Annotated in this window: 13 protein-coding genes and 2 pseudogenes; 6 read left to right on the top strand and 9 right to left on the bottom strand. The window is 35.8% G+C overall.

Annotated elements, in window-relative coordinates:
• Positions 1-73: 73 nt before the first annotated feature.
• Both QM017_RS09000 and QM017_RS08995 read right to left on the bottom strand, forming a co-directional pair.
• Positions 74-1387: pseudogene (locus QM017_RS09000) on the bottom strand (PTS transporter subunit EIIC).
• Positions 1388-1412: 25 nt separating this feature from the next.
• Positions 1413-2777 carry a glycoside hydrolase family 1 protein gene (locus tag QM017_RS08995; RefSeq protein WP_282709599.1) on the bottom strand — a complete coding sequence of 455 codons (1365 nt, stop codon included), beginning with the start codon at positions 2775-2777 and terminating at the stop codon, positions 1413-1415.
• 127 nt (positions 2778-2904) lie between these two features.
• Between QM017_RS08995 and QM017_RS08990 the strand changes: the two genes are divergently transcribed.
• Positions 2905-3615, top strand: coding sequence for a GntR family transcriptional regulator (locus tag QM017_RS08990; RefSeq protein ID WP_282709598.1), 711 nt, complete (start codon positions 2905-2907; stop codon positions 3613-3615).
• Between the two features lie 44 nt (positions 3616-3659).
• Here QM017_RS08990 and QM017_RS08985 read toward each other — a convergent pair whose 3' ends face one another.
• From QM017_RS08985 to QM017_RS08970, 4 genes are all read right to left on the bottom strand, one after another.
• Positions 3660-5423: an ABC transporter ATP-binding protein gene (locus tag QM017_RS08985; RefSeq protein ID WP_282709597.1), complete on the bottom strand. Its 1764-nt coding sequence runs from the start codon at positions 5421-5423 to the stop codon at positions 3660-3662.
• Positions 5424-5438: 15 nt separating this feature from the next.
• Entirely contained in the window at positions 5439-7169 is a 1731-nt protein-coding gene (locus QM017_RS08980; RefSeq protein ID WP_282709596.1) for an ABC transporter ATP-binding protein, read from the bottom strand.
• An 18-nt stretch (positions 7170-7187) separates the two neighbouring features.
• Positions 7188-7655, bottom strand: coding sequence for a helix-turn-helix domain-containing protein (locus QM017_RS08975; RefSeq protein ID WP_282709595.1), 468 nt, complete (start codon positions 7653-7655; stop codon positions 7188-7190).
• A 94-nt stretch (positions 7656-7749) separates the two neighbouring features.
• A complete protein-coding gene (locus tag QM017_RS08970) occupies positions 7750-8502 on the bottom strand; it encodes a GntR family transcriptional regulator (RefSeq protein WP_282709594.1) in 753 nt (250 codons plus the stop codon).
• A gap of 203 nt (positions 8503-8705) precedes the next feature.
• On the opposite strand from QM017_RS08970, the gene QM017_RS08965 reads away from it, so the two are divergent.
• The 5 genes from QM017_RS08965 (at position 8706) to QM017_RS08945 (ending at position 12565) form a co-directional block, all read left to right on the top strand.
• Entirely contained in the window at positions 8706-9680 is a 975-nt protein-coding gene (locus tag QM017_RS08965; protein ID WP_282709593.1) for an SIS domain-containing protein, read from the top strand.
• A 1-nt stretch (position 9681) separates the two neighbouring features.
• On the top strand, positions 9682-10332 hold the full coding sequence (locus tag QM017_RS08960) for an HAD family phosphatase (RefSeq protein ID WP_282709592.1): 651 nt from the start codon (positions 9682-9684) through the stop codon (positions 10330-10332).
• A 152-nt stretch (positions 10333-10484) separates the two neighbouring features.
• Complete coding sequence (locus QM017_RS08955; protein ID WP_178197118.1) at positions 10485-10943, top strand: PTS sugar transporter subunit IIB; 459 nt, start codon at positions 10485-10487, stop codon at positions 10941-10943.
• 44 nt (positions 10944-10987) lie between these two features.
• Positions 10988-11731: a PTS sugar transporter subunit IIC gene (locus QM017_RS08950; RefSeq protein ID WP_178197119.1), complete on the top strand. Its 744-nt coding sequence runs from the start codon at positions 10988-10990 to the stop codon at positions 11729-11731.
• 9 nt (positions 11732-11740) lie between these two features.
• A complete protein-coding gene (locus QM017_RS08945; protein ID WP_349238502.1) occupies positions 11741-12565 on the top strand; it encodes a PTS system mannose/fructose/sorbose family transporter subunit IID in 825 nt (274 codons plus the stop codon).
• 43 nt (positions 12566-12608) lie between these two features.
• Here the strand turns inward: QM017_RS08945 and QM017_RS08940 are convergent, their stop codons facing one another.
• From QM017_RS08940 to QM017_RS08930, 3 genes and pseudogenes are all read right to left on the bottom strand, one after another.
• Positions 12609-13586, bottom strand: a complete 978-nt coding sequence (locus tag QM017_RS08940) for a serine hydrolase domain-containing protein (RefSeq protein WP_282709590.1) — start codon at positions 13584-13586, stop codon at positions 12609-12611.
• Positions 13587-14489, bottom strand: coding sequence for an N-acetylmuramic acid 6-phosphate etherase (gene murQ, locus QM017_RS08935; protein ID WP_282709589.1), 903 nt, complete (start codon positions 14487-14489; stop codon positions 13587-13589).
• A 62-nt stretch (positions 14490-14551) separates the two neighbouring features.
• Positions 14552-14663: pseudogene (locus QM017_RS08930) on the bottom strand (tagatose-bisphosphate aldolase); the annotation flags it as partial.

Here is a 14663-nt window from a genome sequence, read left to right as displayed (position 1 = left end):
TATTATTTCCCAGGAAATGATTTCAAAAAAAAACACACACCATTTCTGCGTGAAATGGTGTGTTCAATATTAACTAAGCATTATATTGTTCAGCTTGTTTTCTAGCAACACGTTCTGCAATCTTAATAAATGGCATATAAAATAATGTAGTTACAATAATAATCACAAGTTGAATAACCACAACTTTCCAATCCCCTTGACTAGCTAAAAAGCCACTAATCAAAGGAGGTGTTGTCCATGGAACCAGCACACTAAGCGGTTCTACAATACCAATCGCCGTTGCAAAATAGCCAATCAACGAACCAATTACTGGACTAAATACAAATGGGATAATCATTGGAATATTGAAAACAATTGGGAAACCAAAAATAATTGGTTCATTGATTTCAAAAACCCCTGGAACAGCGGCTAATTTAACCACATCACGATATGGTTTATATCGGCTTGAAATCAAAACAGCTAAAATCAAAGCAATCGTTAAACCTGTCCCACCCATTTGAGCGTACACTGTAACAAAATCCGAATTAATGATATGTTGTGGAGCTTTACCTGCTGCCACAGCTGCCATATTTTCATTCATGTTGACTAAGTTTAATGGATCAAGTAACGAACCGTTAATAACAGTTTGATGGATCCCTAAAGTAAACAAGAAGTTACCTGTTGAATAAATCAATAAGAAACCAAGTAAAGACGTATTCACCTTACGTAAAGGTTCTTGTACTAAAGTTGAAATTAATGTTACCAAATCTGTCCCACAAGCTGCTAGAATTGCTCCAAAAACCGCAAAAATACTTAATGTTAATAATGATGGAATTAAAACGGTAAAACTCTTACCAACAGCTGGTGGAACTTGATCACCTAAATCAATTTTAAAAGCTTTAACTTTAGACATTGCCATATATAATTCGGTTACCAAAAGACCGATAATGATCCCGGCAAACATCCCTGTTGTCCCGATATGACTATATAAAACAACCCCTGTTACTTCAACAGCCTTAGTTGCTCCTGTTGAAGTTACACTAATATTAATTGCCAACATGATAAATAAAGCTGATAAAGCAATGGCTGAAGATGAAATTGCATTTTCAAAACCTTTATTACGCGATAAGAAATAAGCAATCAGCGGTGCTATCAAAACACTAGCAATATTTAAGGTCCCATTTGAAATAGCTGTTCCAAAAACTTAGAACTTTGCTAACATATCGCCATGTAAAAACCAAGGAAAAATAACATTATTGCACAGCACGGCTAAACCAGCCAAGATAAAGACCGGCATGATTGTTGCAAACGCATCACGTAATGAACGCAAATGAACCTGGTTACCAATCTTAATCGACACTTCGGTAAACTTATCTAAAAATTTTTGTCCCTTTGTCTTGTCTGCCATAAGAAATCCTCCTTTAATCTATAAATCAATCTAAATCTTTTCCATTTGATTTAATAACTTTTTGAAGCCAATAATAACTCTTTTTTGGAACACGTTTCATATCACGCAAATCATGGTTTGTTCGGTTAACATAAACTACCCCGTAGCGTTTACGCATATCACCTTGTGAACTTAAAATATCAATTAAGCCCCATCCTAAATAACCGATAACATCAACACCATCTTCAATCATCGCAGCTTGCATAGCTTTAATATGAGCACGATGATAATCGATTCGATAATCATCTTGAATAGGATTTTGACCGTCCCACTCTTCTTGAACACCAATCCCATTTTCGATTGGGAAAACAGGCAGATGATAACGATGATAAATTTTATTTAAAACATCTCTAAAGCCATCTGGATCGATTTGCCAATTCCATTCAGTTGTTTCTAAGTATGGATTGTCTTTTTTACCGTATTGTAAATAATAATTAGGGGCTACTCCATCTGGAACTTTTGATGTATCCAATGTTGTCGAAGCATAGTAACTAAAGCTTAAAAAGTCACTACGAAGTTTAGCAATTTCTGCTAATTCTACATCTGTAGCTTTCCAATCGATATTATGTTGTTTAATATAAGCTAAATATGCTTTTGAATAAGTGCCATAAGTAAATGCATCTAATAACGTATAATTCATAAATTCATCTAATTGATGTGTCAACAAAATATCTTTAGGATGTGGACTAGCCGGATAAACTTCACTATAAGCTAACATTCCACCAATCTTAGCATCACTTGTTTCATGCAAATAATTTGCAATCGCTGCGTGGCAATACATCACGTTATGTGAGATTTGATAAAGTTCATCAACCGTTTTTTCACCTTCTAAGTAGCCAGCAATCTTAAAAGCTTCGCTCGGAGTGTGATACAAGTTTTGTTCGTTAAAAGTAATCCAATATTTGACTTTCTTAGCATAACGATCAACCATCGCTTTTCCATAGCGAATAAAAGCCGCGCTAACTTCTTTACTAACAAAGCCATTATATTTTTGAGCCAAATGTAGTGGCATATCGAAATGATACAAACAAATCATCGGTTCAATCCCACGTGCAAACAAGGCATCGATGAAACGGTCGTAATACTTTAGACCTTCTTCATTGAGTTGTCCATCACCATCTTTAACAACACGTGACCAAGAAATCTGGAAACGATACATATTCATACCTAAGTCTTTGATATAATCAAGATCTTCATCAAAATGATGATAGTTATCATTAGCAAAATGCCAGTCACTTGCATTTTCACTAGCTTTTCTTATGTCATAAACAGATAAACTTTTACCGTCTTCATTCCAACCGCCTTCAGTTTGCATACTAGAAACCGAGTTACCCCAAAAAAATTGTGTCATTACTATTAACTCCTTTCACAACGAAAAAGAAAACGTTTTCTATAATTTGATATTAAACAATTTTTCTTTTAACGTAAATAATTGTAAAATCATAAGTAAACATATAACTTTACTTACGAGGTAAAACATGAAACAGCCAAAATATATTGTTATCGCAAACGCAATCGAATCCGATATTGCTAAAGGTATTTATACCAAACAACTCCCACACATCGAGCAACTCGCTATTAAATACCAAACCAGTAAGGTTACTATTTGCAAATCTTTACAATATCTAGCAATCAAAGATATCGTTCGCCCAGTCCGTGGACACGGGTGCTATATTCAATCAGCCAACGCACGTATTATTCCTTCGATTGCTAACGCTCGAGAACATACTGGCTTTTCTGCAAGTGTTGATAATCACGGTTCTTTGCAAAGTAACATTATCTCCTTTTACACACGCTACCCAACTGAAAAAGAATGTGAAATGTTAAAAATAGCTTCACATAGATTGGTTTATGATATTATTCGCCAACGTGTAATTGATGATGAGCCTTTAATTCTTGAATACACCATCATGCCAGTTGATTTGATTCCTGGTTTGACCTTAGATATTTTACATAATTCAATTTATGCATATATTAAAAATATTCTTGGGTTAAATCTTGGAAAAGCCAACCGTATTTTTCGAGCTGATAAATCCGATGCTTTTGATGCTAAATATCTTAACTGCCAAGCAGACGATCCGGTATTAGAAGTCGAGCAAATTGCCTATCTAGCTAACGGCAAACCTTTCGAATATTCTCAAACACGGCGCCGTTATGATAAAGGTGAATATATCTTGAATCAGACATAACAAAAAACACCCCCGCTCGTCGGGGGTGTTTCACATGAAACATTTTATTCAAATGCCATCTGATTAGTGTATAAGTCATAATAAAAGCCTTTTTGTGCTAGTAATTCCTTATGACTACCATACTCTAGCACATCACCATCTTTCAGAACAACGATCTTATCTGAATTGATAATCGTCTTCAACCGATGGGCAATCACAAAGCTCGTGCGCCCTGCGATTACTGCATCCATTGCCTTTTGAATTTTTTCTTCTGTCACGGTATCAACATTTGATGTTGCCTCATCCAAAATTAAGAAGGCCGGATCCGTCAAAATCGTCCGCGCAATACTGATTAATTGTTTTTGTCCAGTTGAAAATAACGAATTTTCATCGGAAACCATTGTTTCGTATTTATCTGGTAAACTCATAATAAAATCATGAATCTGAGCTTGCTTAGCGGCCGCGATTACCTCTTCTTTTGAGGCGTTGGGCTTACCATAGCAGATATTATCGGCCACGGTCCCACTAAACAAAATTGAATCTTGTAACACGATACCGACATTTTGCCGTAGCGAAGTCAACGTATACTCGCGCACATCGACACCGTCAAACTTGACTGCTCCGGCATTGACATCATAAAAACGATTCAACAAATTCATCACGGTCGTCTTGCCTGAACCGGTTGGCCCGACTAACGCCACCGCCTTGCCCTTAGCAACTTCGATATCGATGCCATGCAAGATTTCTTTATCTTCATTGTAACCAAAATGGACATCTTCTAGGCTGACTTTGTCTTTGATTCCTGTTAAGACGCGGCCGTTTGGTACATAATCTTCTTCGTCTTGGCGCTCAATACGTGCCAAGCGTTTGGCCCCTGTCACAGCTAGTTGCATCATCGAATAAATCGCCGTCAACTGGGTTAGTGGTTGAAAATATGTTTGTGAATACTGCACAAAAGTCACGATCAAGCCTAAGCCAGCCGCCGTTTCAAAATTGCCACTCAAAACAAACAGCGAACCTGCTGCAATCACAATGGCTAAGTTTAACAATGACAAGCCTTGCATCACCGGAAATAACAAACCTGAGTAAAGTTGGCCTCGAAACATCGTTTGCCGCACCTGATTATTATATTTCTTGAATCCTTCAACTGAAGATTGTTGCAAACCATTAGTAATGATGACTTTTTGTCCGTTGATTTGTTCATTAATATAACCATTTAAACTACTGATATCTTCTTGTTGACGATCCAAATACGTACGTGCCTTTTTCATGATAATAAAACTAACTAACACAACGATTGGTGTAGAGGCTATTGTAATTAAGGCCATAGGTGGACTAACTAAAAACATCATCCAAATCGTGCCGATAAATAAAGCCCCCTGTGAGATGATCTCAAAGACTGCATTATTCATTGCATTAAAGATATTATCTAAATCTGAGGTAAATAACGATAAAATCTTCCCATCTTGATGTGTGTCAAAATAACGAATTGTCATTTTTTGAAGTTTGGCAAATAAATTGATCCGCATATTATTAGTCGAATGCGCATTGAAACGCGAAGTCACTACCCAAGCAATCAAAATCGTAATTGTAGTCAATAAAAAGTAGATTGCTAATAATTTTAAGGAAGCCTCGAAATGTTCAAAACGCGTTACTTCCCCACTTTCAACAAACTTAGTCAATTCGGTGACCGCTTGACCTAAATATGTCGGTGCTAAAACTTGCGCCCAAGTCGATACGAGCGTAAAACCAACAACTACTAAGATTCCTTTCCAATATGGTTTCAAATACTTAGTAAAATAACTCATTGCCGTTTTAAAATCATTCATCTGCTCACTTCCCTTCTATTGCACTATATCTAAGTGCTCTTTAGCCTTTTGTGTCGCATAAATTTCTTGATAAACTGGCGATGTCTTTAATAACTCTTGATGTGTTCCACAACCGATTAAACGCCCTTCATCTAAAACCAAGATTTGATCGGCATGCAAAACGGAGATGATTTTTTCTGCAATGACAAATGTTGTCGTCTCTTTTAGTTCACGGTCTAAAGCTTCTTGAACCAATTTTTCAGATTTAGCATCTAAAGCAGATGTTGAATCATCTAAAATCAAGATCTTAGGCCGACCAACAACCCCTCTTGCGATTGAAAGACGTTGCTTTTGTCCACCAGAAAAGTTCGCCGAGCGCTCTTGAACTTCGTGTTCAAACTCATCTGGATATCTTTGAATAAATTCCGCCGCTTGTGCGATTTGAGCTGCACGGTTTAATTCTTCATAATTAGCATCTTTTTTACCTTGACGTAAATTACTTTCAATTGTTCCCGAAAATAAAATTGCTTTTTGTAAAACAAACGAAACGGTCTTTCTTAAAGTCGGTTCACTAATCTCTTTTAGATCATGACCACCAATTTGAATTGTACCTTGGTCTGGATCGTATAAACGTGCAATCAATTGGGCAAGTGTCGATTTACCAGAGCCCGTTGCCCCAACAATCCCTATCATCTGACCACTTTTAGCCGTAAAACTGATATTTTTTAACGTTGGTTCCGTCGCATCCGGATAGCTAAATGTTACATCGTTAAAAGTTACGCTAGCATCTAAATCATAATCTGGTGCATTTTGATTAAAATGTAGATCAGGTGTAGTCTCTAACACTTCTTTGATACGTTTTAGTGAGACAAATCCACGTGTAAACTGCATCAATGTCATTGCCCCGATTAGAATCGAAAACATCAATTGTTGCAAATAAGTTACGTACGAACTAATGGCTGCAACATCTTTAGGATAATGACCGATTGTTTGCCCGATAATGTAAATTGCCAAAATAACCGCAAAATAAGTTGCCAACATAAATGCTGGAAAAGTCAAAGAAAACAAATAACCAATCACTAAATTCAATGAGTTTAAATCATTAGAAACACTATTGAATTCCTCTTCTTCTTGGGCTTGTTGATTAAACGACTTAACAACACGTATTCCTTGAAGTGTTTCTTTAGCCAATGTATTGATTTTATCCATGTATTTTTGGAAGCGATCAAACAATTTTCCCATTTTATAGGCAGTCGCACCGGCCACAATGGCAATCAAAACTACCATCATAATCTCAATCCACCACAATCTAGGTAAGGTCACATATGCCATGGTGAACGCTCCAATGAAAATAATTGGAATCCGTAACAGCTGCATAAAACAAGTCATCACCAAGTTAGTCACCTGATTCATGTCGTTGATTAAACGTACAACTAAACTACCTGGTGAAAATTTTTCAATATTGCCAAATGAAAAGCTTTGAATTTTTTCATATAATTGTTGTCTTAAATCACTAGTCACACCTTGTGCTAGTTTAGATGCAAAATAAACATTTGCAATCCCTGCTCCAATCCCGATTAATGCTAACACAATCAATCCTATACCATAAACTTTCACTTGCTCTTGTTGATTAGCTAATAATGCATCTAACACATTTTGTAATAATTTAGGTTGCCATACCGAACTTAAAGCCACAATGATGATGGACAAACTTGCCCCTAAAGCACTCATCTTATAGCGTTTTAAGTGTGGCCATATAATCTTCATTTCAAATTCTCCTTTCGCTTATTTCCCTTGCTTGTGCCAATAAGCTTGGGCTTCTTGTTCAAAAATATCTCCATAAAGGCGTAACAGCGCTAATAATTCTTCCAAGCGTTTTATACCTAATTTGCGCAAAACCGTCTCTTCTAACTCAAACAATGGTGCAACTTTTTGCATAGCATATTCGTGCCCAGCTGGTGTCAAAGTCACAATCTTACTGCGATGATCAGCACTATTTTCACGCAATACGACATAACCTGTCTTTTTTAATTGTTGCACACCTTTATTTATTGATTGTTTAGGTAGATTAGTTAATAATACAAGATTTTTTTGCGTCAGCTCAGCACTCGCCAATAATTCATATAAGATAAAAAGCTGATAGATTGGCAAATCAACCCGTCGTGCCCAATCTTCATAACTACGATATCCTCGCACAATCTCCGTATCTAATTGCTTTTGTTTAGCTTTAGCATCAAAGTTTTTTTCGTTCATTTTATTAAGTTCACCCCAAAATAAAATAGTCCCTACAAGGACTAACTATTTCTAGAATAGTCTTTGTAAGGACTAAAGTCAAGGTTATTATAAGTTATTTTTTATTTTCTTGCGTAACTTGTGAAGTATCTCCAGTTCTAATAACATAAGTTACTTTATCACATCTGATAGTAGTTACAGAATAATGTAATACTTTTTCATCCAAGCCATAACCTATTTTTTCTACATAAAACATTGGATCTCCCATTAAACAATTTAATAAATCTGCAGTCTCTCGATTAGCAACCGATCCATTTATTTCAAGAATTGAATAATCCAAAGTTTCATTATACTTATCTGCTAAAATGGTGTATAACGATTTTCCAGCTGTTAAATCACTCATAATTCCCGGAAATAATTCATCCGAGATATACGTGTTATCTAGACCTATTGGTACTCCATCTGCTAATATTACACGAACTACATGAGTAAGTGGTGCTCCTAATGAAACATTCAATTTCTTTGCAATTTTTTTATTTGCTTTTTCATAAGTAGCACTTATTATTTTATGTTCCGAAATATGACCATTCTCAGATAAAGATTTATCAAATCCTCTCGCCTCTTTCAAAGTATATTTCTCATTTTCATATGAAACAAAAGTTCCTTTTCCTTGAATACGAGTTATCCATTTTTTTTCTACTAAATTACTTAAGGCCTTACGAACAGTAATTTTACTAACTCCATAGATTTCACATAACTCTGACTCTGTTGGAAGCTTATCTCCTGACATATATTTTTTAGTAACTATATCTTGCTTTATCATTGCTTCAACCTGTTGATATAACGGTTTTGTGCTATTAATGTCCATTAAAACTACCTCCTTTGATATTTTTAATAAAAAAGTATTCTTGAATTTACATATCGAGTCTTATTATAACATAATAAGACTTTTACATTTTAATCATAATATTTATTGAAAAAATATAAACAAACACCCAAAAATCGCTTGCAAAAATATCTCTAAAGATTATAATACATTATATAATGATATATATTAAGGGGGTATCTCAAATGAGATCAGAACACTTATCACAAATCACTCAAGCCATCAACGAACTTAAAAATCGGTCAATTAATACCGTTTACTTTGTTGCGTGTGGTGGTTCCCAAGCCGTTTTGATGCCAGGTAAATATATCTTTGATAAGGAGACTACTATTCCTAGTCAAGTTTATAACGCTAATGAATTTGTTTATGACACACCAGCCTCATTAGACTCACATTCTCTTGTCATCACCTGCTCACATTCTGGTAATACACCCGAAACCGTCGCTGCTACCAAGCTCGCTCGTGAAAATGGCGCATTAACAATTGCTCTTTCAAACCTTGAAGGATCTGAACTGTGGAATGCTGCTGAATTTCCTGTTCATTATGACTGGGGAACTGATGTTAGTGACAGTGATAAAAATAAAGGTATTTTCTACGGTGTGCTTTTTAAAGTTCTTGAACTCCTTGCACCAGATCAAAAATGGGCAACTTGCTTTGAAGCACTTGATTTACTCACAGATCTAAGTACTCAAACCAAAAAACAATATAAAGATGCTGCCACAAAATGGGCAATAAAAAATAAAAGAAAAGATACCATCTATACCATTGGTAGTGGTCTAAACTATGGTGAAGTTTATTCAACCGCTATGTGTTGGTTTATGGAAATGCAATGGATTAATTCAGGTTGCATCCATTCAGGCGAATATTTTCATGGCCCATTTGAAATAACTGATTTCGATGTACCATTCTTGTTAGTTAAAGGTATTGGTAAGACCCGCTTCTTAGATCAACGTGTTGAAAACTTTGCAACCAAATATTCTCAAGATGTTTTAATCTTAGACCAAACAAATCTACCATTAGCATCTGTTCCTGAAGAAGCTAAACCTTATATTGCAGCTATCTTATCTGGGGTGGCAATCAGAGTCTTTGTTGAAGCTATTGCATATCATCGTGGTCATTCCCTTGATGTTCGCCGTTATATGTGGCACTTGGAATATTAAAATGAGAACAAAACTTGCTATTTTTGATGTAGATGGTCTTTTATTAAACACTGAAAGAATATGGGAACAAGTTTGGCATGATATTGCTCTTTCATATGATTTCACAACTCCTGGCGAGCTTGTCTTTCGCAAATTGATCGGCAGATCTAGTAAAGATGTTCGTAATATATTAAAAGAGTCTATGTCAGATAAACAAATTAACATTGAAAGTTTACTTCTTGCGGTTAAAAAAATAGGTATTCAACGGATGGAAACATCATTAACTCTTCAACCAGGTGCAACAGAGTTATTATCTTATCTCAAAAAAAATAACGTTACATTAGGGATTGCAACTTCTATAGAATACTCACTAACTGCAGAACGACTTCAAAAAGTTGGGATTTGGGACCTTTTTGATTATGTTTGTTGTGGTAACCAAGTAAAAAATGCCAAACCTAATCCCGATGTGTATTTACGTATTCTTCAAGAAAGCTCAATTTCACCTTTAAACACTATAGCTTTTGAAGATTCTCCGGTTGGTGCTCATGCTGCATCCGAAGCAAACCTGCATTGTTTCATAGTCCCTGATATTTTAGGAAAAGAACATTTTGAAGATAATGATAAATATCATTTTCTCTCATGCCTTTCAGATGCTTGTTCTGTATTGAAATGAATTTTGTAAAATATCCTAACAAATATTAAATACAAATCTTTTTGTTAGGATATTTTAATAATATTAAAATATTATGTACTTTCTCCTTTAAAGATATTATAATATATTATAATATCATAAAATAATTGTATATCTTACAGGAGGTTGTTATTATGATTAAATTAGTTCGTGTCGATCACCGTTTACTTCATGGTCAGGTTATTTTCTCATGGACAAAGTATTGTTCAATAAATCATATTGTTATAGTTGATGATGATATTCCTAACGATCCGATTCGCTCAATGGCTTTAGGTTTGGCTAAACCTGCTGATTGCTCATTAGATATTATCTCTTTTGATAAATTACGTGCAAATATTGATGCAAATTCTTCTAAAAATATCATGATTATCATTAAAGGCGTTAAAGAAGCTGCCAAAGTATCTGAAATTTTACCAGAAGTTCAGGAAATCAATTACGGAGGAATAGCCAAAAAAGAAAATAGCCAATCTTTTGGACAGGCTGTTTTCTTAAATTCTGAAGAACTCCGAATAACAAGAGATTTAATTAATAAAGGTCTCAAGATCTTTGTTCAACAGATTCCTAGTTCTTCTATTGAAGCAACTGAATTTTAATATACTGCTTTATAAAAACAACTTAAAATCAAGGAGGGTTTCATATGCTCATAAAAGCCATTTTAATTGGACTTGTTAATGTTGTTGGTGTTATTGACTCTCGCCTAATTGGGAGACAAAACATCGGTCGTCCACTTATCTTGAGCACCCTTGCTGGTCTCGTTTTAGGAGATATTCATACTGGCATTGTGCTCGGAGCTTCTCTTGAGTTAATTTCTATGGGTTTTGTTGCTATTGGGGCCGCTGGACCTCCCGATATGCAAATCGGTAGTGTTATAGCTACTTCCTTTGCAATCATTTCTAATTCTTCTACAGAAACAGCCCTCACGCTTGCTATTCCTATCGCTGTTGCTGCGGAGTTTTTAGGGATTTTGATGCGCATTATTATTGCTCAATTTTCTCATGTTGCTGATAAGGCTATTGATGAAGGTAATTTTAAAAAGACTCGTATTATCCATATCGGTTGGTCATTTACATTAAATTCTTTAATTTATTTCATTCCTGTCTTCTTAACAATTTACTTTGGTGCTGGAATCGTTAAAGATGTTGTAGATGCTATTCCAGATTTTATTACAACTGGCTTATCTGTAGCAGGTAATTTACTTTCAGCCTTAGGTTTTGCTATGTTATTGAGTACTATGCTTTCTAAAAAACTCTTTCCTTACTTTCTATTTGGATTTTTAGTAGTTGCATACTCCCACTTAGATTTGATTGGCTTAACTCTTTTTGCTGGAATCTTAGCATTTGTTATCGATAAAGTTACATTTGGACAAAAAAAGGAGGCCTAGGCTATGGATATTGAAAACAAAGAAAGCATCATCACAAAAAAAGATTTGCGTAGAATCTTTCTACGTTCTATGACCATTATGTGCTCTTGGAACTACGAACGTCAGATGCATATGGGATTTTTGTTTGGAATGGCGCCTATTTTGGACAAATTGTATAAAGATGATGAAAAAGCAAAAAAAGAAGCTTATCATCGGCACATGGAGTTTTTTAATTGTACTCCTCAAATGACATCTTTTATCATGGGTTTAGCCGCTTCGATGGAAGAACAAAATGCTACCAGTAAAGATGGCTCTTTCCAACCAGAATCAATCTCTATGATAAAAACTAGTTTAATGGGACCATTTTCAGGAATTGGTGATAGTTTCTTTCAAGGAACTTTACGCATCATTACTTTTGGTATTGGCCTTTCATTTGCCAAACAAGGAAGTATCCTTGGACCTCTTTTAGCTGTTGGTCTTTTTGCTATTCCTTCTTTACTTACAGCTTATTACGGAGCATTCTTAGGATATAACTCTGGAAGCAAATACTTAACTAAATTGTATCAAGAAGGATTGATGGATCGTGTAATGCAATTTGCTTCAATCGTTGGTCTTTCAGTAATCGGAGGGATGGTGGCTAGTATGGTTTCTATATCGACTCCTATCAAGTTTAACTCAGGTGGTACTAAACTTGTCTTACAAGATATGTTAGATTCTATCTTACCAGGTATGCTTCCATTTATGTTTACACTCATTGTCTACTGGTTGATTCAAAAAAAAGTAAATACCAACGTTTTGCTTTTTGGAATCATCATTTTTGGATTAGTTGTTGGTGCGTTAGGAATTATTAAATAAAATAAAAAGTGGTGATGAAAACAAAAAATTCATCACCACTTTTTTATTCAAAAAATTCCGTCAGTATTTCTTGTCTTGTTTGTATCCATTCAGTATTTTTGCGTGTTGGACAGATTCGATTGGTCAAACAAATCAACCCTCGTTTTCGTTGTAAATCAAGTGCAAGCACTGGGCCAGTAAAGCCCGTATGCCATAGTTTAGTTGGCTGATTTTGCCATACTTGCCAACCTAGTGTACGTGTTTCAAAGCACTGGTCTTTTAACAATGTAAAAATTTCTGGCGATAAAATTTGTCGTTGTTGAAAAATTCCATTTTGCAAATACATGTGCATAAAATTTGTCAAATCTTCAAGTGTACTAAACAAGCCCGCATGACCACTGACTCCACCTAATCGGTAAGCTTTGCCATCATGCACTACTGCACGAATCAAACCTCCTCGCTTTGCTTGATATTCGGTTGGCACAACGTTTAGTGTAAGCTGTGGTTTATACTGTGTGCTTGCCATTTTAAGTGGAGTGCATACATTTTTTATAATACTTTCGTCTAAATCTCCATCAATTGTTGCGATTACCCAACCTAACAAAATAAAACCTAAATCCGAATAGCAAACACTTTTTTTCATTTTAGCCCGTGGCATCGTATTTTTTATGGCCGTTATCAATTCTAATCGTGACAAATTATGATAGTTTGCTAAATCAGCCGGTAAACCACTAGTGTGCAACAACAAGTCTTTAATCTTGATGTGTGGTGCAGCCAAATCAAAAACATAGTTTCCTATCTCATCTTCAAGGCTTAACTTTTGCTTTGCCAACAATTGCAAGATTCTTGTCGTCGTAGCAACTACTTTTGTTAGTGAAGCTAGATCATATTGCATCTGAGGAGCAATGGCTATTTTTTGCTCTCCACCCTGCATTCCTAAATATTCTAAATCAGTCTTGGTCGGAGTCAATAAGGCATATGAGACACCATGAATTTGCTTAGTAGTAACGGCTTGTTGCAATCTTTTAGTTAATGCTTCCATTTACTTTTCCTCTTGTTTTAATACCAGGCTAATTTGACCATTATTTTTTGCTAATAGGCGCTTAGCTTCATCTAAAGAACAACCACGTTTAGCCATCACGATTGCACTTGCAACTCCTTGGTTACTTTCGCTTAAAAAATCAGCAGCTTGTTTTGGTGAGCAATTCGTCGCTTGTTTGATGATATTAAGTGCTCGTTGCTGTAATTTTTCATTAGTAACCTGTACATCAACCATCAAATTTTGATAGACCTTGCCCGTCTTAATCATGATTCCTGTCGACAACATGTTTAAAATCATTTTCTGTGCACTCCCCGCTTTCATTCGCGTTGAGCCCGTGATTACCTCTGGTCCGGTAACAGCTTCAATCATCACATCAGCAAACTCCCTCATCTGACTATCAGCAACACAAGCAATTCCAATTCCTAAAGCCTGTTTTTCTTTGGCATAAGCTAAGGCTCCTAAAGCATATGGTGTGCGGCCACTAGCTGCTAGACATATCACGATATCCTTGGTACCTAAATTGACCTTTTTCAAATCGTAGCCCGCTTGCTCAAAGCAATCTTCAGCACCTTCGATTGCTTGATACATCGCCTTATCTCCACCAGCCATTATTCCAAAAGCTCGGGTTGGGCTAACGCCATAAGTTGGATTTAATTCAACTGCATCTAAAACACCTAAACGCCCTGAAGTTCCTGCTCCACAGTAAATCAAGCGTCCACCTTGCAAAAAACGCTCACTTGCCAAATCAATGGCTCGGGCAATTTGGTGACTTTGAGTTGAAACAGCTTGCGCTACTTTTTGATCTTCACGATTGATGGTTTCAACTATTTCTAAGGTCGTCATCGTATCGATATTTAACGTATCTGCATTACGTTTTTCAGTCGTTAACTCTTCAATTTGCATTTCAAATATTCCTCCAAAGTCAAAAAGGCACCAAGGCCTACTACCTTGGTACCTTTTAATGATTATTTTTTATCTAACCATGAATGAGCGGTCTTTTCTAAGACTGCATTTAATTCTTCAATGTTTGTCTTGCCTTGTGTTTGGCACCATTCGATAGCTGCTTGTTCGCCTTTT

The sequence above is a fragment of the Ligilactobacillus sp. Marseille-Q7487 genome (assembly GCF_949152225.1).
GTDB lineage: Bacteria > Bacillota > Bacilli > Lactobacillales > Lactobacillaceae > Ligilactobacillus.
The sequence above is the reverse complement of the archived record's forward strand: the minus strand, read 5'-3'. Positions and strand labels throughout refer to the sequence as shown.

Coding starts and splice junctions, on each gene's coding strand:
- QM017_RS08995 (WP_282709599.1), bottom strand. CDS start 2,777: ATGACACAATTTTTTTGGGGTAACTCGGTTTCTAGTATGCAAACTGAA.
- QM017_RS08990 (WP_282709598.1), top strand. CDS start 2,905: ATGAAACAGCCAAAATATATTGTTATCGCAAACGCAATCGAATCCGAT.
- QM017_RS08985 (WP_282709597.1), bottom strand. CDS start 5,423: ATGAATGATTTTAAAACGGCAATGAGTTATTTTACTAAGTATTTGAAA.
- QM017_RS08980 (WP_282709596.1), bottom strand. CDS start 7,169: ATGAAGATTATATGGCCACACTTAAAACGCTATAAGATGAGTGCTTTA.
- QM017_RS08975 (WP_282709595.1), bottom strand. CDS start 7,655: ATGAACGAAAAAAACTTTGATGCTAAAGCTAAACAAAAGCAATTAGAT.
- QM017_RS08970 (WP_282709594.1), bottom strand. CDS start 8,502: ATGGACATTAATAGCACAAAACCGTTATATCAACAGGTTGAAGCAATG.
- QM017_RS08965 (WP_282709593.1), top strand. CDS start 8,706: ATGAGATCAGAACACTTATCACAAATCACTCAAGCCATCAACGAACTT.
- QM017_RS08960 (WP_282709592.1), top strand. CDS start 9,682: ATGAGAACAAAACTTGCTATTTTTGATGTAGATGGTCTTTTATTAAAC.
- QM017_RS08955 (WP_178197118.1), top strand. CDS start 10,485: ATGATTAAATTAGTTCGTGTCGATCACCGTTTACTTCATGGTCAGGTT.
- QM017_RS08950 (WP_178197119.1), top strand. CDS start 10,988: ATGCTCATAAAAGCCATTTTAATTGGACTTGTTAATGTTGTTGGTGTT.
- QM017_RS08940 (WP_282709590.1), bottom strand. CDS start 13,586: ATGGAAGCATTAACTAAAAGATTGCAACAAGCCGTTACTACTAAGCAA.
- murQ (WP_282709589.1), bottom strand. CDS start 14,489: ATGCAAATTGAAGAGTTAACGACTGAAAAACGTAATGCAGATACGTTA.